Source organism: Anaerozeibacter quisquiliarum, from assembly GCF_051162045.1.
Classification (GTDB): domain Bacteria; phylum Bacillota; class Clostridia; order Christensenellales; family Aristaeellaceae; genus Anaerozeibacter; species Anaerozeibacter quisquiliarum.
The window spans coordinates 41,755-68,702 of sequence record NZ_JBISDI010000023.1; the positions used below are offsets into that span (position 1 = coordinate 41,755).

At 62.7% G+C, this 26,948-nt stretch carries 31 protein-coding genes; all 31 read left to right on the plus strand.

From position 1 onward, the window contains the following. Positions 1-5: 5 nt before the first annotated feature. The 31 genes from flgC to ACH6CV_RS11395 all read left to right on the plus strand — a co-directional run bounded on the left by flgC (position 6) and on the right by ACH6CV_RS11395 (position 26,648). On the plus strand, positions 6-431 hold the full coding sequence (gene flgC, locus ACH6CV_RS11245; RefSeq protein WP_456358291.1) for a flagellar basal body rod protein FlgC: 426 nt from the start codon (positions 6-8) through the stop codon (positions 429-431). Positions 432-461: 30 nt separating this feature from the next. Beyond that, positions 462-773 (plus strand): flagellar hook-basal body complex protein FliE, encoded by a 312-nt coding sequence (fliE, locus tag ACH6CV_RS11250; protein ID WP_456358323.1) that lies wholly within the window; start codon positions 462-464, stop codon positions 771-773. 48 nt (positions 774-821) lie between these two features. Further along, entirely contained in the window at positions 822-2,414 is a 1,593-nt protein-coding gene (gene fliF / locus ACH6CV_RS11255) for a flagellar basal-body MS-ring/collar protein FliF (protein ID WP_456358292.1), read from the plus strand. Next, positions 2,411-3,424, plus strand: a complete 1,014-nt coding sequence (gene fliG, locus ACH6CV_RS11260) for a flagellar motor switch protein FliG (protein ID WP_456358293.1) — start codon at positions 2,411-2,413, stop codon at positions 3,422-3,424. The genes fliF and fliG overlap by 4 nt, the downstream gene beginning before the upstream one ends. Next, positions 3,417-4,142 carry a FliH/SctL family protein gene (locus ACH6CV_RS11265; RefSeq protein WP_456358294.1) on the plus strand — a complete coding sequence of 242 codons (726 nt, stop codon included), beginning with the start codon at positions 3,417-3,419 and terminating at the stop codon, positions 4,140-4,142. Before fliG ends, ACH6CV_RS11265 begins: the two co-directional genes overlap by 8 nt. Next, entirely contained in the window at positions 4,139-5,446 is a 1,308-nt protein-coding gene (gene fliI / locus ACH6CV_RS11270) for a flagellar protein export ATPase FliI (protein ID WP_456358295.1), read from the plus strand. Before ACH6CV_RS11265 ends, fliI begins: the two co-directional genes overlap by 4 nt. After that, the gene (locus tag ACH6CV_RS11275) at positions 5,443-5,913 is read left to right on the plus strand and encodes a flagellar FliJ family protein (protein ID WP_456358296.1); all 471 of its coding nucleotides are present in this window, start codon (positions 5,443-5,445) and stop codon (positions 5,911-5,913) included. Before fliI ends, ACH6CV_RS11275 begins: the two co-directional genes overlap by 4 nt. After that, positions 5,897-7,204 (plus strand): flagellar hook-length control protein FliK, encoded by a 1,308-nt coding sequence (locus ACH6CV_RS11280; RefSeq protein WP_456358297.1) that lies wholly within the window; start codon positions 5,897-5,899, stop codon positions 7,202-7,204. Before ACH6CV_RS11275 ends, ACH6CV_RS11280 begins: the two co-directional genes overlap by 17 nt. 12 nt (positions 7,205-7,216) lie before the next feature. Then, positions 7,217-7,633 carry a flagellar hook capping FlgD N-terminal domain-containing protein gene (locus ACH6CV_RS11285; protein WP_456358298.1) on the plus strand — a complete coding sequence of 139 codons (417 nt, stop codon included), beginning with the start codon at positions 7,217-7,219 and terminating at the stop codon, positions 7,631-7,633. A gap of 46 nt (positions 7,634-7,679) precedes the next feature. Next, positions 7,680-8,546 carry a flagellar hook-basal body complex protein gene (locus ACH6CV_RS11290; protein ID WP_456358299.1) on the plus strand — a complete coding sequence of 289 codons (867 nt, stop codon included), beginning with the start codon at positions 7,680-7,682 and terminating at the stop codon, positions 8,544-8,546. Positions 8,547-8,581: 35 nt separating this feature from the next. Next, complete coding sequence (locus ACH6CV_RS11295; RefSeq protein WP_456358300.1) at positions 8,582-8,827, plus strand: flagellar FlbD family protein; 246 nt, start codon at positions 8,582-8,584, stop codon at positions 8,825-8,827. A 3-nt stretch (positions 8,828-8,830) separates the two neighbouring features. Beyond that, positions 8,831-9,808 carry a flagellar motor switch protein FliM gene (gene fliM / locus ACH6CV_RS11300; RefSeq protein ID WP_456358301.1) on the plus strand — a complete coding sequence of 326 codons (978 nt, stop codon included), beginning with the start codon at positions 8,831-8,833 and terminating at the stop codon, positions 9,806-9,808. Positions 9,809-9,868: 60 nt separating this feature from the next. Then, the gene (gene fliY / locus ACH6CV_RS11305) at positions 9,869-11,170 is read left to right on the plus strand and encodes a flagellar motor switch phosphatase FliY (protein ID WP_456358302.1); all 1,302 of its coding nucleotides are present in this window, start codon (positions 9,869-9,871) and stop codon (positions 11,168-11,170) included. A gap of 18 nt (positions 11,171-11,188) precedes the next feature. Then, the gene (locus tag ACH6CV_RS11310) at positions 11,189-11,506 is read left to right on the plus strand and encodes a flagellar biosynthetic protein FliO (protein ID WP_456358303.1); all 318 of its coding nucleotides are present in this window, start codon (positions 11,189-11,191) and stop codon (positions 11,504-11,506) included. 23 nt (positions 11,507-11,529) lie between these two features. Then, on the plus strand, positions 11,530-12,363 hold the full coding sequence (gene fliP / locus ACH6CV_RS11315) for a flagellar type III secretion system pore protein FliP (protein WP_456358304.1): 834 nt from the start codon (positions 11,530-11,532) through the stop codon (positions 12,361-12,363). A gap of 32 nt (positions 12,364-12,395) precedes the next feature. Further along, complete coding sequence (locus ACH6CV_RS11320; RefSeq protein ID WP_456358305.1) at positions 12,396-12,662, plus strand: flagellar biosynthetic protein FliQ; 267 nt, start codon at positions 12,396-12,398, stop codon at positions 12,660-12,662. Further along, complete coding sequence (gene fliR, locus ACH6CV_RS11325) at positions 12,663-13,427, plus strand: flagellar biosynthetic protein FliR (protein WP_456358306.1); 765 nt, start codon at positions 12,663-12,665, stop codon at positions 13,425-13,427. Between the two features lie 12 nt (positions 13,428-13,439). Continuing rightward, entirely contained in the window at positions 13,440-14,507 is a 1,068-nt protein-coding gene (gene flhB / locus ACH6CV_RS11330) for a flagellar biosynthesis protein FlhB (protein WP_456358307.1), read from the plus strand. After that, a complete protein-coding gene (flhA, locus tag ACH6CV_RS11335) occupies positions 14,504-16,540 on the plus strand; it encodes a flagellar biosynthesis protein FlhA (RefSeq protein WP_456358308.1) in 2,037 nt (678 codons plus the stop codon). Before flhB ends, flhA begins: the two co-directional genes overlap by 4 nt. Before the next feature lie 25 nt (positions 16,541-16,565). After that, the gene (locus tag ACH6CV_RS11340; protein WP_456358309.1) at positions 16,566-17,339 is read left to right on the plus strand and encodes a sigma-70 family RNA polymerase sigma factor; all 774 of its coding nucleotides are present in this window, start codon (positions 16,566-16,568) and stop codon (positions 17,337-17,339) included. Between the two features lie 48 nt (positions 17,340-17,387). Further along, positions 17,388-18,125: a flagellar hook-basal body protein gene (locus ACH6CV_RS11345; protein WP_456358310.1), complete on the plus strand. Its 738-nt coding sequence runs from the start codon at positions 17,388-17,390 to the stop codon at positions 18,123-18,125. A 14-nt stretch (positions 18,126-18,139) separates the two neighbouring features. Beyond that, complete coding sequence (locus ACH6CV_RS11350; protein ID WP_456358311.1) at positions 18,140-18,850, plus strand: flagellar hook-basal body protein; 711 nt, start codon at positions 18,140-18,142, stop codon at positions 18,848-18,850. 93 nt (positions 18,851-18,943) lie between these two features. After that, positions 18,944-19,258, plus strand: coding sequence for a hypothetical protein (locus tag ACH6CV_RS11355; protein ID WP_456358312.1), 315 nt, complete (start codon positions 18,944-18,946; stop codon positions 19,256-19,258). Continuing rightward, the gene (locus ACH6CV_RS11360) at positions 19,255-19,680 is read left to right on the plus strand and encodes a flagellar protein FlgN (protein ID WP_456358313.1); all 426 of its coding nucleotides are present in this window, start codon (positions 19,255-19,257) and stop codon (positions 19,678-19,680) included. Before ACH6CV_RS11355 ends, ACH6CV_RS11360 begins: the two co-directional genes overlap by 4 nt. A 28-nt stretch (positions 19,681-19,708) precedes the next feature. Beyond that, on the plus strand, positions 19,709-21,295 hold the full coding sequence (flgK, locus tag ACH6CV_RS11365; RefSeq protein WP_456358314.1) for a flagellar hook-associated protein FlgK: 1,587 nt from the start codon (positions 19,709-19,711) through the stop codon (positions 21,293-21,295). 447 nt (positions 21,296-21,742) lie between these two features. After that, positions 21,743-22,735: a flagellar hook-associated protein FlgL gene (gene flgL / locus ACH6CV_RS11370; protein ID WP_456358315.1), complete on the plus strand. Its 993-nt coding sequence runs from the start codon at positions 21,743-21,745 to the stop codon at positions 22,733-22,735. A gap of 69 nt (positions 22,736-22,804) precedes the next feature. Then, positions 22,805-23,323 carry a DUF6470 family protein gene (locus ACH6CV_RS11375; RefSeq protein ID WP_456358316.1) on the plus strand — a complete coding sequence of 173 codons (519 nt, stop codon included), beginning with the start codon at positions 22,805-22,807 and terminating at the stop codon, positions 23,321-23,323. Between the two features lie 14 nt (positions 23,324-23,337). Further along, entirely contained in the window at positions 23,338-23,775 is a 438-nt protein-coding gene (fliW, locus tag ACH6CV_RS11380; protein WP_456358317.1) for a flagellar assembly protein FliW, read from the plus strand. A 1-nt stretch (position 23,776) separates the two neighbouring features. Then, positions 23,777-24,004, plus strand: a complete 228-nt coding sequence (locus ACH6CV_RS11385; protein ID WP_456358318.1) for a carbon storage regulator — start codon at positions 23,777-23,779, stop codon at positions 24,002-24,004. A 682-nt stretch (positions 24,005-24,686) separates the two neighbouring features. Next, positions 24,687-25,547, plus strand: coding sequence for a flagellin N-terminal helical domain-containing protein (locus ACH6CV_RS11390; protein WP_456358319.1), 861 nt, complete (start codon positions 24,687-24,689; stop codon positions 25,545-25,547). A 261-nt stretch (positions 25,548-25,808) separates the two neighbouring features. After that, a complete protein-coding gene (locus tag ACH6CV_RS11395; protein WP_456358320.1) occupies positions 25,809-26,648 on the plus strand; it encodes a flagellin N-terminal helical domain-containing protein in 840 nt (279 codons plus the stop codon). The last annotated feature ends 300 nt before the right edge of the window (positions 26,649-26,948 follow it).

Consider the following 26,948-nt stretch of genomic DNA (forward strand, 5'->3'; position numbering starts at 1 on the left):
CATTCATGAGTTCATTGGACATCTCAGGCTCTGGCCTGACCGCGCAGAAGTTAAGGATGTCGATTGTGGCGCAGAACCTCGCCAACGCCGACACCACGCGCACCGAGGCCGGCGGACCCTACCGGAGGAAGCTCGTGGTGCTGTCCGAGCGCGAGGGGCGCAGGGACTTTGCCGGCGCGCTGAGCGCGGCGTCCGAGCAGGTAAGGGGCGTGCGCGTCGAGGAGGTGCTCGACGACGAGGACGACTTCCGCGTGGAGTACGACCCGACGCATCCGGACGCCAACGAGGAAGGTTACGTGCAACTGCCCAACGTCAACACGGTCGAGGAAATGGTGGACATCATGTCGGCGGCCCGGATGTTCGAGGCCAACGTGACCGCGTTTAACGCCATGAAGGGCATGGCGCAAAAGGCCCTGGAGATTGGGAAATAAAAAACCCACACGGAAGCGAGCGTGAAGCACATGCCACTGGATCCGATTCGCATCGCTCAGTTGCTCGGCGGCGCGATGAGTCCCCAACAGGTCACCCCCGCGAATCCCGCGGCCTTAAGCGGCCCCTCCTTCGGCGACACGCTGATGCAGTCGCTTTCCGACATCGCCAAGACCCAGTCGGCGGTACAAAGCGACGCGGTCGCCTTGGCCACCGGCAAGTCCGACGCACTGCACAACATCACGATCAACGCCGCCAAGGCCGACCTGGCGATTACCACCGTGGTGTCGCTGCGTAACAAGGCGCTCGAGGCGTACAACGAGATCATGCGGATCACCCTCTAGGAGCACAACCGGCCGAGGCGCGGCGATTACGCAGATTAGAGGGATATGATGGACTTTTCTATCTCGGGCATGTTCAAGAACATCGGCGCCTACTTCGGCAGGATGAGCAAGGGGAAGCGGCTGACGCTGCTCGGCGTCGCCGGCCTCCTGATTGTGGGCTCCATCGCGCTGGCCCGCTATTTGAACGATGCCTCCTACATCATGCTGTACCGCGGGTTGTCGCCCTCTGAAGGCGCGCAGGTCGTACAGATTCTGGATGGCGCGGGCGTCGATTACCGCTTGCAGAGCGACGGGTCGATTCTGGTGCCGAAAGAGGACGAGGCCAGGCTCAAGATGCAATTGGCGGCGAACGGCCTGCCCAACAGCACCTTGGGCTATGACTTGTTTTCGGGCCAGAGCGACCTGATGAGCACCGACTACGAAAAGAAGCAGTTCCTGATCTTCCAGCTGCAAGACCGGCTGCAGGCGGCGCTCAAGACGCTGACCGGCGTCAAGGACGCGATCGTCACGCTCAACGTGGCCGATGAAAGCGCGTACGTACTCAAGAGCGAGGTGCCCGAATCCTCGGCGTCGGTCGTGCTCCACCTGTACGGCTACGCGGACATCGGACAAAGGCAGATCAAGGGCATCGAGGCGCTGGTAACCAAGAGCGTGCCGGGCCTCAAGGCTATGAACGTCACCATCGTGGACGGCGAGGGCAATGTGCTCAACGACCAGTCGCACGACCTCGGCGCGGGCCAGACCGACGCCCAGATCGAGGCGATCGACAAGGTCAACAAGGCCTACGAGGACAAGATCACCCGCTTCCTTGAGCCGGTGTTCGGTGTGGACAATGTGAGCGTGTCGGTGAGCGCGCAGTTGAGCTTCGACAAGAAGACGACCGAGCAGACGACCTACACCCCGGTCGTAGGCCAGACCGGCATCATCGCGCGCCAGCAGAGCGACCGAACGAGCACCAACGGCGGGGTCGTGGTCGGCGGCGTGGCGGGCACCGAGGCCAACGTAGGGGTACCGACCTATCCCGAGCGGGAAGGCGACGAAGACAAGGACACCAGCGCCACCGAGCGCGTATCGACCGACTTCCTGATAAACCAGGTGATCGAGAGCGCGCTCGACAACGGCGGCAAGATATTGGACATGACGGTGTCGCTGATGATTAACGGAAAGGATGTCGCGCAGGAAGTGCTGACCAAGTACCGTGACATGGTGGCCTACAGCGTGGGCATCCCGCCCGAGAAGGTGTTTGTCACCAACGCCGAATTCCTGAAAAAACCCGAGCCGCCTTCCGCGCCCGCGGTCATAGAGGAAACGCCGGTCTACGTGCTGGGCCTGCTGCCGTTGACGGTTTCGCAGCTGATCCTGTACGGCGGGATCGGGCTGTTCGGACTGATTTTGCTGCTGATCCTGCTCGCGCTGTTGCGGCGCGGGCGCAAAAAGAAAAAGCCGGAGAACGCGGAGCGGCAGGGGCTCGAAGCGATCCAGAAGGGCGTGCAGCCGTCTACCGCCAACATCCCCGATGAGATCGTGCTCAGCGAGACCCGCGAGCAGGGCCTCAAGCGCCAGGTTCGGGAGTTCACCGCCGCCAACCCCGAGGTCGTCGCGACGCTGATTCGCGGTTGGATGAAGGAGGACGGCAAGTGAAGCCAAGAGGCAAAAACACGGAAATGATCCGGAAGGCCGCGACCGTGATCTTGTCACTGGGCGTCGATTACGCGTCGCAGGTGTTCAAATACCTCCGTCCCGATGAAATCGAGCAGATCACGCTGCAAATCGCGACACTCGACAACCTGTCCTCGACCGTGGTCGAGACCACGATGGAGGAGTTCTACAACCTGTGCATCGCACAGAAGTACATCACCGAGGGCGGCTTTGAGTATGCCAGGGCCATCCTCGAAAAGACGATGGGGCCAACCGGCGCGGCCGGCATTTTGGAGAAGATCGCGCGCTCTTTGCAGACGCGGGCGTTCAGCTTCCTCGCCGAGGCCGACGCCAAGCACCTGCTGAGCCTGATCCAGAACGAGCACCCGCAGACGATCGCGCTGATCCTGTCGTACTGCCAAGCCGACCAGGCGGCGGACATTTTGGGCGAGTTGCCCCCAAACGTGCAAATGGACGTGGTCAGCCGCATCGCCACGATGGACAGCACTTCGCCCGAAGCGGTGCGCGACGTCGAGCGCATCATCGAGAACAAGCTGTCGATCAGCGAGTCGATCGGCATCGCCGAGATCGGCGGCACCAAGTACATGGCGGGCGTGCTCAACCTGGTCGACCGCGGCACCGAGAAGTACATCATGGAGGAGCTGTTCAAGCAGGATCCGGCGCTGGCCGAGGAGATCCGCAACCGCATGTTCGTGTTCGAAGACATCACCACGCTCGATCCGATCTACATCCAGCGCTTCCTGCAGGATGTGAACAGCAACGACCTGCTCATCGCGCTTAAGGGCTGCACGCCCGAGGTCAGCGAGGTGTTCTACGCCAACATGTCGTCGCGGCTCAAGCAGATGCTTGAGGAGGAGTCGAAGTACCTGCACGGCGTGAAGCTGTCCCAGGTCGAGGAGGCGCAGCAGAAACTGGTATCGATGGCTCGTGCGCTTGAGGAATCGGGCGACATCATCATCAGCCGCGGGCGGAAGGATGAGATCATTGTCTAGGCTGGTCAAGGGAAGCTTCATCAACGTGGGGCAGTCGTTCGACTACCGCCCGGCGCCTGAACAGCTGCCGGTGCTGTGCGCGCAAACCGAAGACGGGGCGGAGGACGAGCGGGCGCAGCTCGAAAACCTGCGCGCCGAGCTCGACCGCGACCAGCGCGCCATGCGCGAAGGCATGCGCCGCGAGGCCGAGGCGATCCGCGCCGAGGCCGCCGAGCAGGGTTATCAGGCGGGCTACGAGCAGGGCCGCGCGCAGGCGCTCGAGGAGAATGGACGCTCGCTCGCCGAAATCAAGCGATTGGCGCAGGAGATTGAGCGCGACCGGCAGACGCTCATCGCGCGCGAGGAGCAGAACCTGATCGATCTGGCGCTTGAAATCGCCCGCAAGGTGGTGGCCGACCGGATCGAGCGCGACGACGAGGCTTTTGTGCGCATCTTCCGCCAGGCGGTCGAGGGGTTGTCCGACCAGAAGACCGTGCAGCTGACGGTGTCGCAGCAGGACATCGAGTTTGCCACCGCACACGCGCAGCGGCTGTGCGAGATGGTGCGGGACGCCGAGAAGCTGACCTTGCGCGTGATCGAGGACGTCCCGAAGGGCACCGTGATCGTGGATACCGACGACGTGCGCATCGACGCCAGCGCGCACAGGCAGCTCGAGGCGATCGAGCAGGCGATCGAAGACGCCCGGTACGCGGGCGAAACCGAGGAGGGGGAGGCTTGACACTTGCACGCTGCCGCCGGGTGGTGAAAAACAGCCAGCCGATCCGTCACTGCGGCAAGATCGACAAGGTCGTCGGCATGGTGATCGAGAGCACCGGGCCTACCGTTGACATCGGCACGATGTGCCGCGTGTACGACGCCCGCAACAGCGGCTACTCCTACGCCGAGACCGTGGGCTTCAAGGGTGACCGCGTGCTGCTGATGCCCTTCGGCGACCTGGCCGGCGTGGTCAAAGGCAGCGTGGTGGAGTCGACCGGCGACGTGCTGCGCGTACCGGTGGGCAACGGCCTGATCGGGCGCGTGATCGACGGGTTCGGGGAGCCGATCGACGGCGCGGGCCCGATCGACTTCGACCGGCGTTATCCGGTGCTCAACATACCCTCGAACCCCTTCGACCGGCCTCGGATCGACGAGCGGATCGGCATCGGTGTGCGCCCGATCGACGCGCTGCTCACCTGCGGCAAGGGCCAGCGCATGGGCATCTTCTCGGGTAGCGGCGTGGGCAAGAGCACGCTGCTCGGCATGATGGTGCGGGGCGTGACCGCCGACGTCAACGTGGTGGCGCTGGTGGGCGAGCGCGGGCGCGAGGTGCGCGACTTCATCGAGAAGGACCTGCAGGCGGAGGGCATGGCGCGCTCGGTGCTGGTGGTGGCCACCAGCGACCAGTCGGCCATGATGCGGCTCAAGTGCGCGCTGACCGCCACCACGATCGCCGAATACTTCCGCGATCAGGGCAAGGACGTGCTGTTGGTCATGGACTCGCTGACCCGCTTCGCGATGGCGCAGCGCGAGATCGGCCTGGCGGTCGGCGAACCGCCGGTGGCGCGCGGCTACACGCCCTCGCTGTACGCGCTGATGCCAAAGCTGCTCGAGCGGTCGGGCAAGTTCGCGCAGGGCTCGATCACCGGCTTCTACACCGTATTGGTGGAGGGCGACGACACCAACGAGCCGATCTCCGACACCGTGCGCGGCATACTGGACGGCCACATCGTGCTCTCGCGCGCAATCGCAATGCGCAACCAGTATCCGGCGATCGACGTGCTGGCCTCGATCAGCCGTTTGATGAGCGAGATCGTGCCGCCCGAGCATCAGGCGCTGGCCTCGCGGATGCGCCAGGTCATGTCGGCCTACAACGAGAACGCCGACCTGATCAGCATCGGGGCCTACAAAACGGGCAGCAGCGCGAAGATCGATCACGCGATCGCCAACATCGACCGGATCAACGCCTTCCTCGCGCAGGGCGTAGACGAGCGCGTGACCTTCGAGGAGACGCTTGCGCAGATGCAGGCGGTGATACAGCAATGAAGCGGTTCAAGTTTTCTCTGGACAAGGTGCTGTCCTACGACGAGTATGTGAAAAAGCGCGAGACCGACGTCCTCGGGCGGTTGCAGACCGAATACCGCGCGATTGAAGCGCGGCGCGACGCGGCGGTTCAGGAGGATCGCGCGGTCAAACGTCAGTTCCTGCTCGATTGCGAGAGGGGACAAACCGCGGCCAAGGCGGTGGCGACGGCCCGATACATCGAGGAACTCAAGCGGCGCATCGAGGATATAAACGTTCAGCTGACGCGCCAGGCCGAGAAGGTCGAGGCGCAGCGCCAGAAATTGATCCAGGCGGCCCGGGACGTGCAGGTGATCGAGAATTTGCGCGACCGGCGCTACAAGGGTTATCAGGCGGCCCAGGTAAAGTATAACGAACGGTTCATCGAGGGGTTCGTGTCCAACAGGATCGCGCGCGACGCGGAGGAGGTAACCCATGGTATCGAAGGTTAACCCGCTGCCGATCCGGCCGCCCACGGCTACGAACGGCACGGAAGCGGCGTGCGAGCCGGAGGCGGGCTTTGGAGCGGCGGTCGATCAGGCTTTTTCCCGAATCAGGCCCTCGCGCGCCAAGGGTGCGAAGCCGGGCGACGCAGCGCGCGACGGGGACGAACCGGGTGCGCAGGCCGCGCAGGCCGGACTGATCGCATCGGCGGCGTGCCAAGCCTACTTGGCCGCGCTGACGGCGCAGCCGATGGCAAAGCCGCCCGAGGTCGCGGAGCAGCCGGCCGAGGTCGTCGCGCAGGGGACGGCCGCGCCCGCACAGCAAGACGTTTCGGCGGTCGCGGTTCCGTCGGCGGAAGCGGGCGCGATGCCCATTGGCGTCCAAGCGGCGGCGCAGCCGGCCGAGCGGCGCGCGGCGTTTGAACTGCCCTCGGACATAGCGCACACCGCAGAGCGGCCCGAGGCGCGCCAGACCCCGCAAGCCTCGCGGGCCGTTTCGGTCGAGCCGATGGCGACGCCCGTAGAAGCGGCCGCCCGGGCCGCCGCGCAGGTTCCGGTCGAGGCGGCGCGGGCGGTTCCGCTCGAGGCGGCGCAGGCGGTTCCGGTCGAGGCGGACACGGCGAAGAGCGCGCCGGCCGCGCCCGAAGCGGAGCCCATCGCGGGCCGCGCGCCCGAGGAGCCTGCGCGGGCGCATCGTTCGCGCGCAGCGAAGGCGGATGCCCCGCACCAGGCGCGGGCAGAGCGCGCGCAGCGGGACGAAGAAGTGCCGCAAGCCGGGCGCGCGCTGCCGGCGAGCGGCCGTGCGGAGCCGGACGTCGCCCAGGCCGCGCGGGCCGCGCCCGCGCAAGGCGCGCGCGCGGCGGCGGAACCCGACGCCGCGGCGCAGGTGGCGCGCTCGATCCCGTCGGCGCTTCGGCGCGGGGAGACCCAATACCGGCTGAGGCTGCGGCCGGAGGGGCTGGGCGAGGTGGAGGTGTCGATCAGCGCCCGCGAGCGCACGCTGGGCCTGACGATCCGCACAGCGAACGAGGATGCGCGCGCGCTGATCGCGAGCCAGCTCGGGGAGCTTCGGCGGGAGTTGGTCGCAAGCAACTACGAGTTGGGCAACGTGAACATCGAGGTTAGCGCAAACGGACAGAACGGGGCCGCGTTCTCGGCTTTCGCCGAGCAGGGCAGGCGCGACGCGCAGCCGGGGTTCACGGGCGCATCGTCCGGCGCCGGCGGCATGGAAGGCGACGCGGAGCTTAGGCAGATTCGGGAGGCCTATGCGCGCGCGGGCGCGATTATGTACCGGATATAGGAGGCGATGACCATGGACGTGGCCGGCATCGGTTCGCCCAGCAACCTGGTCGTCCCGGGGCGGGAGGACAAGACGGCAAACATGGGGAAGTCCGAGCTTAAGATGAGCGACTTCTTCAAGCTCATGGTGGCGCAGTTGACCAACCAGAGCATGTACGACAGTGTGGACAATTCGCAGTTCATGTCCCAAATGGTGCAGTTTTCGACGCTGTCGCGGATGGAGGAGATGACGAACGCGTTCCAGGGCAACCTCGCGGTGTCGATGATCGGCAAGCAGGTCGCCATCGCGGACAAGGACGAGTACAATCGGGAGAACGTAATCCAGGGCGAGGTCACTCAGGTCAATTACCAAGGCGGCAAGCCCTATGTGATGGTAAACGGCCAGTCCTACACGCTCGATCAGGTGAGCGTGGTGCGCGAGAAGACATGACGGACAGGCAATCGGTACGACCCAGGCAAAGAATGGAGGATGCACCATGCTTCGATCGATGTATTCGGCGGTTTCCGGCCTTCGCGGCCATCAGACGATGCTCGACGTCATCGGCAACAACATCTCAAACGTCAACACCGCCAGCTTCAAAAGCAGCCGCGTGATCTTTTCCGACATGTACTACCAGACGCTGGCCGCGGCCTCGACGCCCACGGCGACCGTCGGCGGTTCCAACCCCAAGCAGATCGGCTACGGCTCGCAGGCCACGCGCATCGACGTGATTACTACCCGCAGCAGCTACCAGATGACCTCACGGCCGCTGGACGCCTACATCTCGGGCGAGGGATACTTCGTCGTGGAGAACCCCCAGGCCAACTTGGAATACACCCGCTTGGGCGCGTTTACGTTTGACACGGTTCCTACCGGCGCCAGCACAACCAGCGCCTTGAGGGGCCGCCTGCTGGACACCGAAGGCAACTTCGTCAGGGGTTGGGCCACGCCCCAAACAGGCGCTGGACCTTTCGCGGCCCCGACGAGGATTGAGATCAATGACTTTGAAACCTACACCAACGTCACGATCGCGCCCGACGGAACGATCACGGGTATCAAGAAGGGCGCCAACCAGCCGACCACACTCGCGCAAATCGCCGCCGCGATGTTCCAGAACTCGGACGGCCTCGAGCAGACCGGAAACTCGCATTACGTCGAGTCGAACAGCTCCGGCGCGCCCATCTTCGCCCCTCCCGGCACCGGTTCCGGCGTCCTGGTCACCGGCGGCCTGGAGACCTCGAACGTCGACCTGTCGAAGGAGTTCTCCGACATGATCGTGGCCCAGCGCGGCTTCCAGGCCAACGCGCGCGTGATTACCACGTCCGACCAGGTGCTCGAGGAATTGGTCAACATCAAGCGGTAATCTACACGAAACACCACCCTCGAAGGAGCACATCCATGATTAAGCTGACCAAGCTAAACGGGGACGCCTGCTACCTGAACCCGGGGCTGTTCGAGATGATCGAGACGGTGCCCGATACCCTGATTACGATGGCCAACGGCCGGAAGTACTACGTGCGCGAGTCGGCTGTGGTCGTGACGGAGCGCGTGGAGGCCTATCGCGCCCACGTACTCGCACGCGCGCGGGATCTGCCCCACCTTGCCTGGGAGAGCGCGCTACCGCCAAGCTTTGAGGAGGAGTAATCGATGGCCGAAGTTCTTACGCAAAGCCAAATCGACGAACTGCTCAGCGAGCTGGCCGGCGGCGACGGAGGCGCGGATGCGCTGAAGGCCGATGAAAAGAAGATCCGCCAGTACAACTTCCGCAACCCCAAGAAGCTGGCGCGCGACCAGCAGAAGGTGCTGCGCGGCATCGGCGAGGTGTTCGCGCGCCACCTGTCCTCCTACCTGGCCGGGATGACGCGCACCTACTGCGAGGTGACGGTGGAATCGCTCGAAGAGCATCCCTACAAGGAGTACAACAACGCGCTGCCCGACATCCAGCTGACCGGCGTGCTCGACGTGAGCACGATCAAGACCGCGATGCTGCTCGATTTGTCGAACTCCCTTTCCTTCGCGCTGATCGAGCGGATGTTCGGCGGCGTGGTGACCGAACGCGAGGTGCCCGTGCGCGAGTTCACCGACATCGAGGTCGCGCTGATGGAGCGTATCATCCGTCGGATCACGGCGCTGTTCCAGGAGGCGTGGACGTTCTTGCCCGACATGGAGATCACCGTGCGGCAGGTGGAGACCAACACCCGCTTCATCAAGTCGATCGGCATGGACGACATGGTGACCACCATGGTGATGGCGATCACGCTGGGCCCGGTTCACGGCACGCTGACCTGCTGCCTGCCCTGCATGGAGATGAAGCCGATGCTGGAGGCGGTCATCGACGAGCAGTCGGGCATGCACCGGCTCGACGAGGATGAGAACGAGCGCTCGCGCGAGGCGATGATGACGCAGGTGCAGAACGCGCAAGCCGAGGTGTGCGCCATTCTGGGCACGGCCACGGTGCCCATGCGCGAAGTCCTCGACCTGCAGCCCGGCGACGTAATCCGGCTCGACCAGGGCGTGGACAAACCGGTGCTGATCACCGTCAACGGCCGCAACTGGTTTTTCGCCGTGCCGGGCATGAAGAAGAACAAGATGGCGCTTCGGATCAACCGGCCATACGCCATCTGACGTAGGCCATGGCTCCCAATCAACCGGCAGTACGCCGCGTGAGGAAGGTATGTTTGCGCAATGAGCAGGCAGTCCAAAGCACAGAAGAACCCGGGCGCGATCGCGCTGAACCCGCTTGAGATCGACACGATCGGTGAAATCCTGAACATCAGCATGGGCGCGGCGGCCACCGCCATTTCGCTGATGCTCTCCAAGCAGGTGACCATCACCACGCCTTCGGTTCGGGTGATTCCCTCGAAGGAATTCGAGTGCAAACACTTGGAACCCGCCCTGGGCATCGAGATCGAATACATCAAGGGTATCAGCGGCTCCAACATCATGGTGATGAGCCGACGGGACGCCGTGGCGATTGTCGGCGTGCTGCTGGGCGAGGACGGAACGGGCGGTCTCGACGACGCGGAGATGGACGAGATTCGCGTAAGCGCGCTCGGCGAGATCATGAACCAGATGATGGGCGCGTCCTGCACGGCGCTGGCCACCTTCCTCGACAGGGGGCTCAATATCTCGCCGCCCAAGCCGTTCGAGATCAACGGCGACATCGACCACTTCGCCTGGGTCAAAAATGAAGAGACCATCGTGACCGTCGGCTTCCGCTTCGTGGTGGATGGTCTGCTGGACAGCAACTTCGTCACCATCATGCCGGTCGACTTTGCCAAGGAACTCATCGGCAACGTCATGCCGGAGGCTGGCGACGATGCCGGCGAGATGGTCGCCGCAACGCTTCAGGACGGAGAAAACGACGCGGCGATGCTCGGGCACACGCAGGTGCCGGGGCCCATCGACGTGAACGACTATCAGGAGAGCGCGTCCCGCGCCCCGCGCAAGGACCCAACACCCGCGCCCGACCCCAAGCCGGCCCCGCAGAGCGCGCCCCAACCGGCCCCGCAGCCGCAGATGTACGCCCAGCCGCAGTACGCCCAGCCGGCCCCGCAGCCGCAGATGTACGCGCAGCCGCAATACGCCCAGCCGGCCCCGCAGCCGCAGATGTACGCGCAGCAGCCGATGTACGCGCAACCGCAGCAGCCGGCGTACGCGCATAGCGCGCCGCGCCGTGGCGTGGACGTGAAGCCGATCACGTTCGGCAGCCTAGACGAGGGCGGATCCGGCAGCGCCGACCAGGTCAGCATCGACCTGGTGATGGACATTGACCTGAACGTGGTGGTGGAGATCGGTCGGATCAAGAAGCGGGTCAAGGAGATCGTCGACCTGCGCGCCGGCTCGATCATCGAACTCGACAAGCAGGCCGGCGACCCGGTGGACATCGTGGTCAACGGCAAGCTGATCGCGCGCGGCGACGTGGTGGTGATCGACGACAACTTCGGCGTGCGCGTCACCGAGATCGTCGCCAGTTTTTCGAGGTAGTGATACGGAGGGATCCAAATGGCGGAGGCGGGACAGGTGGCATCTCTGGTCATCCCGATGCTGTCGGTGGTGGCGGTGATCGTCTTGGTCTACGCTCTGACCCGTTGGCTGGTCCGGCGGCAACCCAATCATCCGGGCGGACGGCGCATCAAGGTCATCGAGCGCGTGCCGCTGACCCGGGATTCCATGCTGGCGCTGGTCGAGGTCGACGCTCAGACCTACCTGCTGGCGGCCGGGCCGGACGGCGTCAAGCCGATCGCGGCGATGAGCGGCGGGAAGCCGCCCGAGGATTTCGAGGCCATGGTGGCCAAGCGCGCGGGCGACGCCCCGCGATGAGATACAGGAAGAGGCGGCTGTTGATGGGGAAGGTGCTACGCAGATCCGGGTGGATCGCGCTGTTGCTGGCGGCGCTGCTGCTGACGCTGGCGCCGGGCGCGCTGGCGCAGGCGGCCCAGCCGAACGCGCCGACCGAGGCCCAGGCGCCGGTCGCGCCAGAAACGCTTAGGCCGGTCGCGGGCGTCGAAAACGGCGGCGAATCGCTGCGCCTGGGCGGGATCGATCTCGGGGAAAACGCCGACCTGCTTGAGATCCTGCTCATGCTGACGGTGCTGGCGCTGCTGCCCTCGATCCTGATCATGACCACCAGCTTCACGCGCATCGCCATCGTACTGTCCTGTCTGCGCAATGCGATCGGACTGCAGCAGACCCCGCCCAATCAGGTGCTGGTGGGCATGGCGCTGTTTCTGTCGCTGTTCATCATGCAGCCGGCGCTGACCGAGATTCACGAGCAGGCGTACAAGCCCTACGAGCGCGGCGAGCTGACTCAACTGCAGGCGGTGGAAAAAGCGGCGCAGCCGCTGCGCGCGTTCATGCTCCGCAACACCAACGCTCAGGACCTCAATATGTTCCTGGAACTCGGCGGCCGCGAGCGGCCCGAGACCTTGGACGACATCGACATCCTGACCGTCGTCCCCGCGTTCATCACGAGCGAGCTCAAGCGGGCGTTTCTGATCGGCTTCATGCTCTACCTGCCGTTCCTCGTGATCGACATGGTGGTGGCCAGCACGCTGATGAGCCTGGGGATGGTGATGCTGCCGCCGGCGCTGATCTCGCTGCCGTTCAAGCTGATGCTGTTCGTACTGGTGGACGGATGGTCGCTCGCGATCAAATCGTTGGTGATGGGGTTCCATTGACGGCGCGCATGATGCGGAAGGGGGGGGACGGCATGTCGCATCCGGAAATCGTCGGCATTTTGCAGGACGCGCTGAAGACGGCGTTAATCATGGCGGCGCCGTTTCTGGCGGTCAGCGTGGCGATTGGCATCATCGTGTCGATCATCCAGGCGGCCACGCAAATCCACGAGCAAAACGTGGGCTTTGTGTTCAAGGTCCTCGCCATCGCGCTGCTGATGGTCGCGCTGGGGTCGTGGCTGCTCGCGCAAGGCGTGGACTTTTTCGCCCGGGTGTTTGCGGTGATCGGCGGTATGCGCTAGATGAGCTACGATCAGTTTCTGCGCTTTCTGCTGGTGTTCACCCGCATGTCGGGGCTGGTGCTGTTCAACCCCCTGCTCTCGCGCAAGAGCGTGCCGGTGATCGTCAAGGTAGGACTCGCGCTGCTGCTGGCGTTTGTGATCACCCCGACGCTTTACGCCCTGCCGCTTGACTTCCCGACGCCGATCTCGTTCATGCTGTCGGTCGGGCGCGAGATGCTGCTGGGTCTTGCGCTCGGGCTTATTATGAACGTGACGCTGTCCTGGCTGCTGATGGCGGGCGAGGTCATGGACATGGAGATGGGCCTCTCCGTCGCCAAGATATACGACCCGCAAAGCGGCATATCGATGCCGGTCAGCGGCAATGCGTTCAACATCCTGTTCACGCTGATCTTCTTCGCGAGCGACGCTCACCTGACGCTGATCCGGATCGCGGCCGACTCGCTGCTGATATTCCCGCCGGGGCCGCACATGATCTGCCTTGACGTGGGCCCCCACATCGCGGACATGATGGGGCAGATGCTGCTGCTCATGCTCAAGCTGTCCATGCCGGTGCTGGCGGTCGAACTGCTGAGCGAGGCGGGACTTGGGGTGCTGATGCGCATCGCGCCCCAGATCAACGTGTTCGTGGTGGGCCTGCAGCTCAAGCTGCTGATCGGGCTGGCCGTGGTGGTGCTGGCGATGCCCTCGGTCACGCGACTGATGGACGCCACGATCGTGCAGATGTTTGGGTACATGCGCTCGGGCATCGCGCTAATGTTGCAGTAGGGAGGAGAACCCTTGTCGCAGGACGGTGGGAAGACCGAACGCGCAACACCGCGCAAGCGGTCGGACGAGCGCAAGAAGGGCAACATCTTTCAGAGCCGCGACGTGGTCACCGCGTTTTCGCTGCTCGGGATGATGTACCTGATGCGCATGGGCGGCGGCCTGTTGATCGAGCGGCTGGCGGACATGATGCGCGAGAGCCTCGGGGCGATCGGCGGGGTGCAGCAGCTGGGGCTGCGGGACGCGGCGGGGATGATAAAGGGCTTCATCATTCAGGCGGGGATGCTGATCCTGCCGATCGGCGGGGTCGCGATGCTGCTGGGCGTTATGCTCACCGGCGCACAGACGCGGTTCCTGGTCACGCCCAGCCTGCTTACGCCCAAGTTCTCCCGGATCAGCCCGTTGTCGGGGCTTAAGAGCCTGTTCTCGAAGAAGACGCTGGTCGAGCTGCTCAAGGGGCTGGTCAAGGTGGTTATCATCGGCAGCATCTTGTTTGCCGACATCCGCGATGCGTTGCCCAGCGTCGTGCTCAGCCCGTTGGTCGACCCGTTCAGGAGCCTTGGCTGGGTGGCGGGCGCGATCCTGGACGTCTCGGTGCGGATCGCAATGTTCATGGCGATGTTCGCCGCGTTCGACTACTTCTACCAGTGGTGGGACTATGAGAAGCGGATGATGATGAGCAAGCAGGAGATCAAGGAAGAGTACAAGCGCATGGAAGGCGACCCCAACGTCAAGGGACGCATACGCTCGATCCAGCGCCGGATGGCGATGATGCGCATGATGAGCAAGGTCAAGACCGCCGACGTGGTCATAAGGAACCCGACCCACTACGCGGTGGCGCTCAAGTACGACCCGCCGAAGTACGCCTCGCCCGTGGTGGTGGCCAAGGGCGCGGATCTGGTGGCGCTTCGGATTGTCAAGCTGGCCGAGGAGCACGGGGTGTACGTCACCGAGAACCGCGCGCTCGCCCGCGGGCTGTTCGAGGCGGTCGAGCTGGACCGGCAGATCCCCGAGGCGTTCTACAAGCCGGTCGCGGACATCATCGCGTTCATCTATAACCTGAAGAAGAGGCGGCATGCATGAGGAAGTTACTGGACAACGCACTGACGCTGTTCATCATCGGCATCATATTCCTGCTGATCGTGCCGCTGGGCGCCGGTCTGCTCGACGTGATGCTCATCATCAACATCGCCTTTTCGTTGATCATCCTGCTGATCTCGATGCACATCCGCGAGCCGCTGGAGTTTTCGGTGTTTCCGTCGGTGCTGCTGGTCACGACGCTGCTGCGCGTGTCGCTCAGCGTGTCGGCCACGCGGCTGATCCTCGGCAACGGCGGCGACGCCGGGCAGGTGATCCGCACCTTCGGCAACTTCGTCGTGGGCGGCAACGTGGTGGTCGGCTTCGTGGTGTTCCTGATTATCGTGGTGGTGCAGTTCATCGTGATTACCAAGGGCGCCGAGCGCGTGGCCGAGGTGGCCGCACGCTTCACGCTGGACGCCATGCCCGGCAAGCAGATGGCGGTGGACGCCGACCTGAACTCCGGCCTGATCGACGAGGCGACCGCCCGGCAGCGCCGCCAGAAGGTACAGCGCGAGGCCGATTTTTACGGCTCGATGGACGGCGCTTCGAAGTTCATCAAGGGCGACGCGATCATGTCGATCATCACGCTGTTCGTCAACAGCCTGGGCGGCATCATCATCGGCATGGTGATGGGCGGCAAGAGCATTACCGAGGTGCTGAACGTCTACATCATCGCCACCGTCGGCGACGGCCTGGTGTCGCAGATCCCGGCGCTGTTGATCTCGACCGCCACCGGCATGGTGGTGACGCGCGCGGCGTCGGTCAACAGCTTCAGCGAGGACCTCAAGACGCAGATCATCTCCTACCCGATCGCGCTGACGATCGCGGGCGGCGTGCTGATAACGATGTCGATGATCCCGGGCTTCCCGGTGATCGTGCTGCTGATTGTGGGCGGCGCGCTGATCTTCCTCGCGGCCGCGCTGACGCGCCGCAAGCCCCAAACCGACGCCCAGGAGGAAAAGGACCTGCCGGTCAGCGAGTCGGAGTTCTACCGCAACACCGAGAACATCTACTCGCTGCTCGCGGTCGAGCCGATCGAGGTGAACGTGGGCTACAGCCTGATCCCGCTCGTGGACGAAGCCAAGGGCGGCAACTTCATCAACCGCGTGGTCATGCTCCGCCGGCAGTTCGCCGAGGAGATGGGCATGGTGGTGCCCGCGGTCACGCTGCGCGACGACGCGCAGTTGGGCGTCAACGAGTACGCGATCAAGGTCAAGGGCGAGGTGGCGGCGAGGGGCGAGGTGCTGGCCGACCACTTCCTGGCGATGAACCCGATCGAGGGCGCGCAGGAGCTCGACGGGATCGACACGATCGAGCCGGCGTTTGAAATCCCCGCAAAGTGGATCGCGGCCGACCTGCGCGAGATGGCGCAGATGAGCGGCTACACCGTGATCGACCCGCTGTCGGTGATCGTGACGCACCTGTCCGAGGTGATCAAGCAGAACGCGAAGGCCCTCTTCGGGCGCAAGGAACTGATCTTGCTATTGGACAACCTGCGCAAGGTCAACAAGGAACTGGTGGACGACCTGGTGCCGGGCGTGGTTTCGCACCTCGAGCTGCAAAAGGTGCTGGGGAATCTCTTGGGCGAGCAGATCCCCATCCGCGACTTCGAGACCATCCTCGAGACGGTGGGCGAGTATGCGCCCACGGTCAAGGACAGCGACCTGATTACCGAGTACGTGCGCCAGGCGCTCAGGCGCACGATCACCCGAAGGTTCGCGCAGGACGGCAGCTTGAAGGTGATTACGCTCAACCCGGAGATCGAGAACCTGATCATGGGCGGCGTGCGCAAGAGCGGCGCGAACTCCTACGTGTCGCTCGAGCCGGAGGTGCTGCAAAACATCGTGAACTCGCACATGGAGCAGGAGCGCAAGCTCAAGGATCAGCTGTCCGACCTGATCGTGCTGACCTCACCCGTCGTGCGCTGCTATTATAAAAAGTTGATCGAGCAGTTCTCCTCGGATGCGGTGGTGCTGTCCTTCAGCGAGATCAACAACGACGTCAATATCCAGGCGCTCGGCACCATTTCGATCTGACGCAGATTGAGGGAAGGACGTTTGAATGGAACAGGGCAAGGAACCGGCCAATCGCATATCCAAGCAAACCTGGCTTCGCTACGCCGCGACCCGCGATTCGGGGCTGCGCAACGAGATCCTCATGGAGTACCTGTACATCGTCAACTGCAGCCTCAAAAAATCGCAGACGCTGATCCGCAACCGCGAGGACGCAGAGGACATGGCCAGCCAGGGGGTGATCGAGCTGATCGCGTGCATCGACCGCTACGACGTGGAACGGGGCGTGCAGTTCGATTCGTTCGCGTCGATCCGGGTGCGCGGGGCCATGGTGGACTATATCCGCAAGAAGGACTGGGTGTCGCGCGACATCCGCAAGCGGCTCAAGCGCATCCAGCAGGCGGAGGAACAACTGCGGGGGGAACTGCAGCGCGACCCCGACGACGAGGAACTGGCGGAGCGTATGGGCATCACGGCAGAGGAGTTGGCCAAGGCGCGCTCGGACGAGGTCAACTACGCGATCGTGTCGTTTGAGGAGACGATCTCAGATACGGGCATGACGCTGATGGATGTCATCGAGGACGCGCAGGCGCACTCGCCCGAGCGCCGGATGCTGGAGCGCGACTTCACCCGACATCTGGCCCGCTGCATCGACGAGCTGGAAGAGAAGGAGCGCACCGTGATCTCACTGTACTACTACGAGGAGCTCAAGCTCAAGGAGATCGCATTCGTGCTGAACCTCACGGTGTCCCGGGTATCGCAAATCCACTCCAAGGCGCTGACCAAACTCAAGGCGCGCATCGAGCAGTACATGAAAGACTAGCGTCCTACATTGCGTCAGGACGCCAACCAGGAAAGCGGGGGAAGGGCAATGAACAACGCGATTTACGCCGCCACCACCGGCATGATTAACCAGGCGCGCACGCTCGACGTGGCGGCCAGCAACATCGCCAACGCCGAGACCGCGGGCTACAAGCGCGACCAGCTGATTACATCCAGCTTCAGCGAGCGGCTGGTCAATCGGTTGGAGGGACAGGCCACCGAGATCGGCGCGCACACCCACGGAGCAATCGTCGGCGAGCTGGTGACCGACTACACCCAGGGCCGGCTCGAGTCCACCGCTCGCACGCTCGACTTCGCCATCCTGGGCGAAGGCTACTTCAGCGTCGAGGGCCCGGACGGCGAGAACGCCGTCACCCGCGACGGCCACTTCGAGGTGGACGCGGAAGGGTTCCTGCGCACCGCCAGCGGCGGCTACGTGCTGGGCGAGGGCGGGCGCATCGAGGTGGGCCTGGGCCGGGTGACGGTCGACCAGCTCGGGCAGGTGACGAGTGACGGACAAGAGGTCGATCGGCTCGCGATCATCGTGCCGGGCGAGGAGGCGGCCGGGTATGCCAAGCGCGCCGGCAACATCCTGGAGCCGCCGGACGGCGGGAACGCGTTCACCGGGCGGATCGCGCAGGGCCAGCTCGAGCGTTCGAACGTCGACAGCATCCACGAAATGAGCCAAATGATGGCGGCGTCGCGCGCGTTCCAGTCCTGCGCGCAAGCACTGAAGGCGATCGATCAGATCAACCAAAAGAGCGTGAACGAGATCGGACGCGTGTAGGGGAGGGATAGCAGATGATCAACGGGTTTTACGCGGCCAAGTCGGGCATGCGAACTGCCCAGTTCAGCCTGGACGTGACGGGCAACAACATCGCCAACGCCAACACCGACGGCTACCAGGCCAGGAGCGCTAACTTCGCCGACCTGATCTACACCCGCACACAGGGCTTGGAAGTGGTGGCGGGCAACGGCGTCCGGGCGGTGTCGACCAGCATGTCGAACGCTCAAAACCCCTTTCTCGGCGAGGGCCGGTACTCGGCGGCCATCGTAGGCGAGGGTTACTACGCCGTGCAGAACCCGGCCGAGGATGCCGAGCAGGAGGTGCTCTACATGCGCGCGAGCGCGTTCGCGCTGACGAGCGACGGCAACGCCACCTATCTGGTCGCCCAGGGCGGGGCCTATGTGCTGGACGAGGCCGGGCAGCGGATCGAGGTTCAAAACGGCGACGTGGATGCGGCGCTTCGGCGCATCGCGCTGCTGCGAATCCCGAACCCCGGCGCGATGACGGCGCTTGGCGGCGGCCAGTTCATGCTGACCGAGCAGGCGGGCGAGGCCGCGGCCGACGAGACCTCTACCATGAACATCGGTGTGATGGCGGGTTCGAACGTCGACATGAGCATGGAAATGGCGCATATGATCGTGGCGCAGCGCGGTTTTCAGATGAACGCTCGGATGCTGCAGACGATCGACGAGATCGAGCAGACCGCCAGCATGCTCAATGGATAAGCTTTGTTAATTCTTCTAATACCCATGTAATCGGTACGGTTCTACGCTAAACTATCCGGGCAAACCTACGATATATAGTATGGGTGATGAGATATGAAGGTCAATCCCATGCAGGTAGAAAAGCTGTACAACGCTCAGACAGTGGAGGCAGCTACGATTTCTCCCAAGGAGGAGCGCAAGTATTTTGCCGTCGGCAAGGACAACTTGGCGTTGTCTGACAACGCGCGCGCCCATTCGGAACTCGACAGCGTGGTGAACATGGTGATCGACGAGGCCACCAAGTCCACCCCCGCCGATCGGTTGCTCAAGTACAAGGGCGAGATCACGCTCGGTAGCTACCGTGTGCCTGCCGAACAGATCGCTGCGGCCATGCTGGGTCACCGGCCCGACGGGACGCTGGGCGCATGAGCCGCCTCGGCGATTTGGCGTCGATTCTTCAGGAGCAGCAGGCGGTTTACGCCAAGATGCTCCGGCAAGAAGAGGAGAAGGCGTCGGCCCTCATGGCGGGCGACACCGAGGCGCTTCGCCCGGTGATGGGCGCGCAGCAGGCGTTGCTCGTCTGCGCCAAGGCGCTCGAGGACAAACGCGTCGCCCTATGCGAGGCGTTTGGTTCGGTTACGCTGCGCGAACTGATCGAAAGCGGCGAGGAATACCGCGAGGCGCTGGAACCTAAGTTTACGCAGCTCAGCGAGACGGTGCTCTCGCTCAAGAAGCTGAACGCGCGCAACCAGAAATTGCTGGAAACCCGGCTCGACACGATCCGCTTCATGAGCGAGCAACTGGGGCTTCATGCGATTACCTACTCAAAGGGCGTAAATGTCAAGGCCTGATCGATTTTGACGGGCGAGGAGCAACCATATGAGACCGACGTTTTACGGGTTCGAGGCCGCCAGGAGCGGGCTGACCGCGGCGCAGATGGCGCTGGACGTGACCGGGCACAACATCGCCAACTTGGAAACGCCCGGCTATTCGCGCCAGTTGATCGAGCAATCCTCCACCTACTACGGCTCCGCGAGCGACAAACTCAAGCCGGTCACCCTGTTGGCGGGCGGCATCGGCGTGACGGTCGACGGCGTCGATCAGGCGCGCAGCGCGTTCCTCGACCGGCGTTTCCGCGACGCCACGTCGGCGGACACCGCCAACCAGAAGACGCTTGACATCCTGTCCGACATCGAAAACCAATTCGACGAGGGCCGGGGCGACGGGCTCAATGCCATGCTCGAGGGCTTCTACAAGCAGCTCGAGGTGTTCTCGCTCAACGCGGGCGTCGAGGAATACGCCAGCATGACGCGCTCGAACGCCCAAAAAGTCGCGCAGACCTTCAATGAATACAGCCGCCAGCTCGACCAGGTTCGCAATCAGACGATCGACGAGATGCGGCAGATTGCCATTCCCGACGCCAACCGCGCGCTGGTCAAGATCCGCGACCTGAACGAACAGATCCAGATGGCGAAGCTCCAGGGCAACGAGGCCAACGAGCTGATCGACCTGCGCGGCCAGCAGATCGACAAGCTGTCCGGGTACATCAAGATCGAGGTCACGCCCAATCACATCGACAAGATGGTGGGCGGCATTATGCAGAAGGTAGAGGATGGGACGGTCGACATCACGGTAAAGCAAGCGTCGGCTCCCGCCGGGGATCGAGTCTTGCTGCATTCGACGGATAAGCCCGAGGAATTGGCGCTCTTTGCTGGTGTCACGCGCATTGAAGATACGACCGATATCAACAGCATAGATACCACTCAGGCGAATATTGGGGTAAGCAAGGACAACTTTACCACCCACGCAAGGTTGGATCTTCAGAGCGGAGGCTCGCTCTTCGGCGCGATCCGGGTGCTGACCGGCAAGGGCAGCTATCACAGCGGCCCTGGCGCGACCTACACGACCGACTTTCGCGGCCTGCCGTTCTATAAGCAATCTCTCGACGATCTGGCGAACGGATTTGCGTCCAAGTTCAATGAACTCAACAGCAAGAACGGGGATTTGTTTTCGGGCACGGGGGCCAAGAACATTGCGGTTACCGACGAATGGCTTGCAAAGGCCAGCCACATCGTGTCCAGCACGGAGGCGCCTCCGCTCGGCATGACCAAGCCGCCCAAGGGCTGGAATGACAACATCCTGCGCATGGTCAGGGCGATGGACGAGGACCTCTCCGGCGATTTCCCCGCGCTCAAACTCCGCGGCGGCTTCACCAAGCACATGGTGTCGCTGATGGGCGACGTGGCGATCGACGTGGACTATATGAAAGAGATCGGCGGCACCAGCGAAATGGTGTTGGGCGCGATCGACAATCAGCGCGAATCGCTGATGGGCGTTTCGCTCAACGAGGAGGCCGCCAACCTGATGAAGTACCAGCAGGCGTTCTCGGCTTCGGCGCGCGTGATGACCGCGCTCGACGAGGCGCTGGACGTGCTGATTAACCGCATGGGCGTCGTGGGCCGCTGACGCGGTCACGCGCATCTGGCTGCGGCCATATGCGCGTGAGTCGGGGGCGACGGGGCCGCCTGCCTGTCGGCCTGCGGGCCTCCCGGGCGGCAGGCGGGCGGGAAGCGATTGCGAGTCGGTCGGCTGCGGCCTCCCTTGGTCGCAATCGCATTCACGCCCCCGGTACATGCCCGTGGGCGCGTGGTGACGGGGGCTGCGGCCCCCCATTCCCCCGGGGAGGGGAACGAGAGAGCGGGGGCGACCATTGCGAATTGAGGTCGGCTGCGGCCTCCCTTGGTCGCAATCGCATTCACGCCCCCGGTACATGCCCGTGGGCGCGTGGTTACGGGGGCTGCGGCCCCCCATTCCCCCGGGAAGGGGAACGGAGGAACGGCCGGGTCTTCCTTTTTAGGGGGCCATGGGTATTGGCAACACCTGACAACCAATTCAGAACGGAGTTGATCTTGCGTGCGCCTGACCAACCGCATGATGGCCGACAACTACTTGAAGGGCCTCAGCCGCGCCATGAAGGACTTGAACGACCTCAATACCAAGGTGTCGAGCCAGCGCAGGTTCCTCAAGATGTCCGAGGATCCGGCGGCTTCGCTCAAGGCTCACGACGCCAGGCGCGATCTGTCGCGGCTCGATCAGTTCAAGGGCAACCTGGACGACGCCCAGGCATTGCTCGACGAATCCGAAAACGCGCTGTCGGTCATCAACGAGGTGGGCACGAGCGCCCTTGCGCAGGTGCTGCAAGGCGTGAACGGCACGATGGCCGAGGCCGACCGCAAGACGATCGCCGACCAGCTCAAGAAGTTCCAGGAGATGCTGGTTGGCACCGGCAACGCGCAGGTATCCGACCGCTATCTGTTCGGCGGCATGCAGTTTGAGAATCCGCCGTTTACCGTGAAAGAAGTTGGCGGCGTCGATACGCTGCATTACAACGGCAAGGATCTGAACGAAGCGGGGCACACCCCCGACGCGGAGCACCGTTATGTGGACGTGGGCATCGGGCTGTCGTTCGGTGCCGGCGATACCGTAAACCAGCAGTCGGCGCTCGACACGGCCTATTCGGGCGCGAAGTTATTAGGGCACGGGATGGAAACGGTAGGCGGCGTTTCTATGCCCAACAACCTCTACAATCTGCTGGGCAAGATCGCGGACAAGTTTGAGTCGGGCGATTTGGCCGACATCGCGGCGTATCGCGAACACCTCGAGAACCGCGTGGCCGACATCCGCGGGCAGTACGTGGGCGTCGGCGAGAAGACCAACTATGTCTCCTTCTTCCTCGATCGCAATGCCCGCTCCAACGTCACCGCCACCGCGCGGCGCATGGACGCGGAGGATCTGCCGCTCGAGGAGGGCGCGATGCTGTTCGCCGAACAGCGGATGATGTACAACGCCTGCCTGCAGATGGGTACGAAGCTGCTGCAGCCATCCCTGATGGACTTCATGACTTAGAGCAGCCGCCGAGCTATTCGGGCGCCCGTTGGCGGGTGCTTATCCGCATTGTATCGGGGGAAATGATGCATGGCGATGATCGATCTCCGCTTGACGTACCGCCTGACGCCGGCGCGGCTTGAGTACAGCCACACACCGACCCAGATGCGGGTCAATGTCGATCGCGCGCCGGTTGAGATCGAGCGTCAGCCGCTCAAGATGGAGCTCGACAACCAGGCGTTCTACGAGTCGCTGGGGATCAAGGGGCTTGCGACCCAAGCGCGCGAGCGCATCGCGGACGCGCGGCAGACCATCCAGCGGATCGTGGGCGACATTTCACGCACGATTACAATGAAGCTCGGCCCGAACGCGATGAACGAGGGCGAAATATCCCAACAAAAGATGACCGCGCCCCCGCCGGAGCCGGACTTGGTGTTCATCCCCGAGCCGGTCAAGATCCATTTCAGCGGCGGAACGGTTTCTTTTCGCGCACCGCGCGAGAAGGTTAACATCGACTGGGTGCCCCACCGGATGGATTTTCGGTACTCGCCCCGGTCGGTACAATACTATGTGGAAAAATGGGACACAACGCTTGCGGGACTGCGCTAAAAACGGAGGCACATATGCTGATCGAAACGCGGGATTTTGGGACGGTCGAGGTCGCGGAGGACACAATCATCGATTTTCCGGACGGCGTGTACGGCTTTGAGGACAGCAAGCGGTTCGTTTTGTTCGATACCGGCTCGCCCTCGGGCGTCATGCAGCTGCAATGCGTGGATTCCCCCCACCCCCGGTTCATCGTGTTCGACCCGTTCGCGCTGGTGGAGGACTACGCGCCGCAATTGCCGTCCGGCGCGCTCGAGAAGCTTCGGGCTACCTCGCCCGAACAGGTCAGCCTGTTTGCGATCGCGGTGGTGCCCGAGGACTTCAAGCGGGCCACCGCCAACCTCAAGAGCCCCGTCGCCATTCATTTCGCCGAGCGCCTGGGCGCGCAGCTGATCCTGGACAACAAGGATTACCCCGTCCGGCATCAACTGTTCACGCCGGAAAGGACGGCTTGAGATGTTGGTCATCACGCGCCAGACCGGCGACAGTTTGCGAATCGGCGAGGACATCATTGTCACCGTGCTCGAGGTCAACGGCGACCGGGTCAAGATCGGCATCGAAGCCCCCCGCAGCGTACCCATCGTGCGCAGCGAGGTGCTCGACACCCAAAAGAGCAATCAGGAAGCCGACCGCTCGGCGGCGACGATTGGCTTTGCGATTGAGAAGCGGAAGCTGGGCGAGTAAGATTTAAATGTTGTCGAACTCGGTAGCATCAAACGTGAGGGCGACGACAAATTGCCCCCGTGCGCCGTTATGATGCAAGAGGTTCATAATTCCGTTTGACTTTTGCCAGCTGCTTTGCAATAATCAAAGTCAGGAAGACTGTTTTCTCGCCTATGGGCCCACGCCCGCTGGCTTTCCTTTACAGAATCGCCGTGCAGGTGAAGCCGCGCGGCGATTCGCTTACTTTTCTTCGTCATGCTTATCGCGGTTATGCCGGTCAATAAGCAATCCGACGACCGTCAGTGCAACCATGATCCTCTCGAAGCCTGCCACCGTGCATCGCCTCGCTTTCAATATTCTATCCAGCGGGTGATTCGCGAAACACAGATGCTGCCAGCCTTCCCGCCATGCTTATTCCAACATAGAAATACCCCTGATTTCAAGTATCCATTACAGCTTCCCCCACTGGCCGACCGGGTCGGATGGATCGGGTACGCGAAAAGAATTGTCGAAAAAACTTTGCCGGCGGCGGTTTTGTATTAAACACGGTGAGCTATTTGCCGATATACAGTTATGAGGAAGGTTGCGCGAGCGGAGGGAGGCGCGACTGGGGGCGCAATCGACGTTGGTCACAGGCCGCGGGGCGGCTTGAGGATACCGCAGGAAAGGATTCCGCGGACAATATTTCAAGGAGGAAGAGACCATGAGGATCAGCCACAACATCACGGCGATGAACACGTATCGCCAGTACAACACGAACACGGTGAACACGAACAAGTCGATGGAGAAATTGTCGAGCGGCGCGCGCATCAACCGCGCGGCGGACGACGCGGCAGGGCTGTCGATTTCCGAGAAGATGCGCTCGCAGATTCGGGGACTTACGCAGGCGACGCGCAACGCGCAGGACGGCATCTCGTTCATCCAGACCGCTGAAGGCGCGCTGAACGAAGTGTCGGACATGCTGACCCGACTCAAGGAGTTGGCGACGCAGGCTCCCAACGACACTTACAGCACGGATGATCGGACGAACATCGGCGCGGAGATGAAGTCGTTGGGCAACGCGATCAAGGACATCTATGAGAAGACTAAGTTCAATAACAAAGAAGTCTTCGGGACGGGCAGTTCTATTGATGGCAGTGGTAACGCGGGTACTGACATCGCAGCGACGATCTACTACGGCGAGGATGGTTCGCAGAGAGTTGGGATCAAGAAGGCCAAGACACAAGCGTTGGCCTCGCTTTACGCTGCAACGACTTCCGCAACGGGTACAGCTGCGGGAGAAGGCCCCACAGCAGTCACCAACAGCTTGGTTGAAGACGCAATCACCGAAGTCAATGGAACCCGTGCCGCCTACGGTGCCCAGCAGAACCAATTGGAGCATGCGTCGAACAACATGGCGGCGACGAAGGAGAACCTGCAGGCGGCCGAATCGCGCGTGCGCGACGTGGACATGGCCGACGAGATGATGACCTACACCAAGAACAACATCTTGTTGCAGGCAGCGCAGGCCATGCTGGCCCAGGCCAACAGCCAGCCGCAGGGTATCCTGCAGTTGCTGCAGTAAGCGAGGGTCGACGCGGCATAGGAGCCTGACCCATTTCCCTCTGTGGGAGGGTGCCCGCAGGTGGAGTGATACCCCCGCAGGGAGTAACCCAGTCAGGCCCCTACGCCATACAAGTTCAGCTTCAATTGCGCGGCGCGACAGGCCACCAATCCACCCCTCCGGCACCCCTCCACAGAGGGGAATGATTTCGAAGGATCGCACAGCACACCAACGCCGCAGGAAAGGATTCCGCGGAAGAGATAATTCAAGGAGGAAGAGACCATGAGGATCAGCCACAATATCACGGCGATGAACACGTATCGCCAGTACAACACAAACACGGTCAACACCAACAAGTCGATGGAGAAATTGTCGAGCGGCGCGCGCATCAACCGCGCGGCGGACGACGCGGCGGGGCTGTCAATTTCCGAGAAGATGCGCTCGCAGATCAGGGGACTCACGCAGGCGACGCGCAACGCGCAGGACGGCATCTCGTTCATCCAGACGGCTGAAGGCGCACTGAACGAAGTATCGGACATGCTGGTACGGCTCAAGGAGCTAGCAACCCAGGCTCCCAACGATACCTACAGCACGGATGATCGGACGAACATCGGCGCGGAGATGAAGTCGCTGGGCAACGCGATCAAGGACATCTACGAGAAGACTAAGTTTAACAATAAAGAGGTGTTCGGTACCAAGACCAGTCTGGGTGATGGTGGCAACACAGGTGCTGGCATTGCGGCAACGATCTACTACGGCGAGGATGGCTCTCAGAAGGTTGGGATCAAGAATGCCACGACGACGAGCCTGAACGCTCTTTATAATGCAACAAGTGGTGGGGTTCCTTCAGCCGTCAACAACACCTTGGTAGAAAACGCGATCACCGAGGTCAACGCCACCCGCGCTGCCTACGGTGCACAGCAAAATCAGTTGGAACATGCGTCGAACAACATGGCGGCGACGAAGGAGAACCTGCAGGCCGCCGAATCGCGCGTGCGAGACGTGGATATGGCCGACGAGATGATGACCTACACCAAGAATAACATCTTGTTACAGGCAGCGCAGGCCATGCTGGCCCAGGCCAACAGCCAGCCGCAGGGCATCCTTCAGTTGCTGCAGTAAGCCGCCTATTCCCTCCCTTCGAGGGATGACCCGCAGGCCAGGGAGATGGCATCTCTACATAGAGGGGGAGGATTACCAAGAGAATCGAATCGCCTGACGGCGGTTTGATGAATGAATCATGAGATGGGCGGCGGGAGAAAACCCCGCCGCCAATTTTAATAACCAAGGCACGCTCTTTGCTGTACTTCCACACATTGACATAGATGTGATGGGGTGTTATGATTGTAAAAACCGAACGTGCCAATAAATGTTAGAAGAAAGGGCCGGTCATGAGAAAACAGCAGCAGCGGCAGATATTGA